We start from the raw sequence: 3,417 nt of genomic DNA on the forward strand, positions 1-3,417 counted from the left end.
TGTTGAGCGACTTTCAAGATGCCCATGTCGCGGGCAGCTTTGCGGCGTTGATCATGCCGACGAGTTCGGTTGCATGCCGGCGGGGTTGGGGTGTTCGTTGGCGGCGGCACCTTGCCGATGAGGGCATGCGAAAGGCCCTCCCGGTGATCTCTTGGCCGAGCGTCCGGAAGGGCCGTGCAGCGCACGGAGGCGCTTGTGCTCACGGTAGGGGCGGACGTGGCCGAGGTCGAGTCCCGGCTGACATCTGGTGACATGGAGTGTCCGGTTTGCGGGGGTGTGCTGGCCCCGTGGGGATGGGCAAGGGAACGCGTGTTGCGGAGCGGATCCGGGGTGGTCCGTCTTCGCCCGCGGCGGGCTCGGTGCGGGGGTTGTGGTGGTTCGCATGTGCTTCTTCCAGTGTTCGCGCTGGTCAGGCGGGTGGACCTGGCAGAGGTGATCGGGGCGGCGCTGGTGGCGAAGGCGGCCGGGGCGGGGGCCAGGACGATCGCCGTCCGGCTGGGGCGGCCGGTGGACACCGTCCGCGGCTGGCTGCGGCGGTTCGCCGGCCGGGCCGAGCAGATCCGTGCGTACTTCACCGTGCTCCTGGTGGACGCGGGGGTTGACCCGGTGCCGCCGGCGGCCACGGCGGTGGTGTTCGCCGACGCGGTCTCGGCGGTCGCGGGGGCCTGGGCGGCGGTGTCCTCGCGCTGGCCGGACATCGGTGAGGTGTCGCCGTGGCATCTGGCCGCGGCAGCCTCGCATGGGCGGCTCCTGGCGCCGTGCTGGCCCTAAAAGATGATCAACACCAACTGCCTCTGACGGGAGGACGTTTGCTTCTGACAGCCTCGGCGAGCCCAAGATCAACGAGGTTGCAGAGAAGGTGACGTGACCAAGCACGACGACGAACAGACGGCCCGGCTGGAGCGAGCCCGGCAGATCGGCCTGTTCCGCTACATGCTGATCAGGGAGGCGGCGGACCCGAGCCTGACCGGCCGCCAGCGCGGGGCCCTGGTTCGCAAACTCGCCGCCGAGGAACACACCGATCCGGACGGGCGGCGGATCAGGATCAGCCGCTGGACGCTGGACCGGTGGATCCTGGAGTGGCGCCAGGGCGGGTTCGACGCGCTGGTTCCCTCGCCGAGGCAGGCCCAGCCCCGCACGCCGCCCGAAGTCTTCGAGCTGGCCTCGGCGTTGAAGAAGGAGAACCCGGAGCGGACGGCCGCGCAGGTCAGGCGGATCCTCAAGGCCCAGATCGGCTGGGCGCCGGACGAGCGGACGCTGCAGCGGATGTTCCACCGCACTGGCCTGGTCTCGCTGCGGGCCCCGAGGCAGACGGCGGTCTTCGGCCGGTTCGAGGCCGACCGCCCCAACGAGCTCTGGACGGGCGACGCGCTGCACGGGCCGCGGATCGACGGCCGCAAGACCTATCTCTTCGCCTTCGTCGACGATCACTCCCGGGCGGTGGTCGGTCACCGCTGGGGCTTCGCCGAGGACACCGTCCGCCTGGCGGCGGCCCTGCGGCCGGCCCTGGCCGCCCGCGGTGTCCCGCAGTACATCTACGTTGACAACGGGAGTGCTTTCGTCGACTCGTGGCTGTTGAGGGCCTGCGCAAAACTCGGGATCAAGCTGGTGCATTCCGCCCCGGGCCGCCCGGAGGGGCGCGGGAAAATCGAACGCTTCTTTCGAACGGTGAACGGGGAGTTCACCGTCGAGATCGCTTCCGAGCACGGTGAGGTCGGGCGAGAGATCAAGGACCTGGCGGAGATGAACCGCCTGTTCACCGCCTGGGTCGAGACGGTCTACCACCGCCGGGAACACTCCGAGACCAAGGCCGCACCGCTTGCGCGGTGGATGGCCAAAGCCCCGTTCCCCGTCCCGTCCCCGTCCGATCTGGCGGAGGCTTTCCGCTGGTCCGAGCACCGCACGGTCGCCAAGACCGGCACGGTCTCCCTGCACGGCAACCGCTACCAGGTCGACCCGCAACTGGTCGGCCGAAAGGTCGAGTTGGTCTTCGACCCCTTCGACCTGACCTTCCTCCAGGTCCGCCTCGACGGTGCCGACGCCGGCACCGCGCTGCCGTTCCAGATCAGCCGCAACAGCCACCCCAAGGCCAAGCCCGAGGTCCCCGCCGAACTGCCCAAGCCGACGACCGGCATCGACTACCTCGGGCTGATCGACCGCGCGCACGCCACTGACCTGTCGAACAAGGTCAACTACGCGGCCCTGCACCCTGAGCCGGTCGAGTCGGTCGACCTGACGGAGGGCTGACTCCATGGCCCCCGACCCGGGCCGGCAGGACCTCGCGGTCTTCCTGGCCGAGCTGCACGGCTTCTTCGAGGGCTGCGAGAGCGACGTCGACGCGGCCCTGGCCAGGTACTTCGGCGAGGACACCGCCGTCGACTGGATCGTCGCGAACGTCGAGCTGTTCATCGAGCGCCTCACCGGCCGCCCCTTCATCTCCTCCACCAGCACACCTCCCGGAGCCCTCACGTGATCGAGAAACTGCAGGCCCACTACGGTTTCGAGCGGATGCCGTTCGGCCGGAACCTCAGCCCGGGCATGCTCCACCGGCACCAGGCCCACAACGAGGCCGTCGCCCGGATCTCCTGGTGCATCTCCGAACGGTCGATCGGCGTGGTCACCGGCGAGGTCGGCGCCGGCAAGACGGTCTCCGTCCGCACCTGCCTCGACGCCCTCGACCCGTCGAAATACACCGTCATCTACCTGCCGAACCCGATGATCGGCGTCCGCGGCATCCACGAAGAGATCGTCAACTCCTTCGGGCAGACGCCCTCCCACCTGGGCTCCCGCCTGGCCGTCCAGACCGGCAAGGCCCTGCTGTCCGAACGCGAGGAACGAGGACGCACCCCCGTCCTCGTCCTGGACGAGGCCCACCTGCTGTCCTACGAACAGCTGGAGGCCGTCCGGATGATGACGAATCAGGGTATGGACCAGGACTCGCCGCTGTCCTGCCTGCTGGTCGGGCAGCCCACCTTGCGGCGGACGATGAAGCTCGCCGTCCTGGCTGCCCTCGAACAGCGGACCGCCCTGCGTTACACCATGCCGGGCATGTCCTCCGCCGAGACCACCAGCTACATCGCCCACCACCTCAAGCTCGTCGGCCGGCCCGACCAGCTGTTCACCGAGGACGCACTCTCGCTGATCCACACGACCTCGCGCGGCTACCCGCGGGCGGTCAACAACCTCGCCCTGCAGGCCCTGGTCGCCGCCTTCGCCACCGGCAAGAACCTCGTCGACGACGCCTCCGCCCGCGCGGCAGTCAGCGAGGTGGTCGACTGAACCACCGGCACCTCGCCGACGACAGCGACACCTTGCCGATGAACCGCCCCGCCTGGCACCCGCCGGCGGGGCGTCGTCGTCACCGAACATCGGCACCGTGAATGCCGAAGTCATCGGCATTTTGAGTGCCGGGCAACA

The 3,417-nt window shown here is 69.3% G+C and carries 4 protein-coding genes; all 4 read left to right on the plus strand.

What is annotated here, in order from left to right; translation table 11 throughout:
- The first annotated feature begins 384 nt into the window (after positions 1 to 384).
- The 4 genes from ACWD35_RS45235 (at position 385) to ACWD35_RS45250 (ending at position 3,279) form a co-directional block, all read left to right on the plus strand.
- A complete protein-coding gene (locus ACWD35_RS45235) occupies positions 385 to 771 on the plus strand; it encodes a helix-turn-helix domain-containing protein (RefSeq protein WP_451357139.1) in 387 nt (128 codons plus the stop codon).
- A gap of 93 nt (positions 772 to 864) precedes the next feature.
- Positions 865 to 2,247, plus strand: a complete 1,383-nt coding sequence (locus ACWD35_RS45240) for a DDE-type integrase/transposase/recombinase (RefSeq protein ID WP_451357140.1) — start codon at positions 865 to 867, stop codon at positions 2,245 to 2,247.
- 4 nt (positions 2,248 to 2,251) lie between these two features.
- Complete coding sequence (locus ACWD35_RS45245) at positions 2,252 to 2,473, plus strand: hypothetical protein (RefSeq protein ID WP_451357141.1); 222 nt, start codon at positions 2,252 to 2,254, stop codon at positions 2,471 to 2,473.
- On the plus strand, positions 2,470 to 3,279 hold the full coding sequence (locus tag ACWD35_RS45250; protein WP_451357142.1) for an ExeA family protein: 810 nt from the start codon (positions 2,470 to 2,472) through the stop codon (positions 3,277 to 3,279). Before ACWD35_RS45245 ends, ACWD35_RS45250 begins: the two co-directional genes overlap by 4 nt.
- The last annotated feature ends 138 nt before the right edge of the window (positions 3,280 to 3,417 follow it).

Source organism: Streptomyces sp. NPDC002671, assembly GCF_053592475.1.

Coding starts and splice junctions, on each gene's coding strand:
- ACWD35_RS45245 (WP_451357141.1), top strand. CDS start 2,252: ATGGCCCCCGACCCGGGCCGGCAGGACCTCGCGGTCTTCCTGGCCGAG.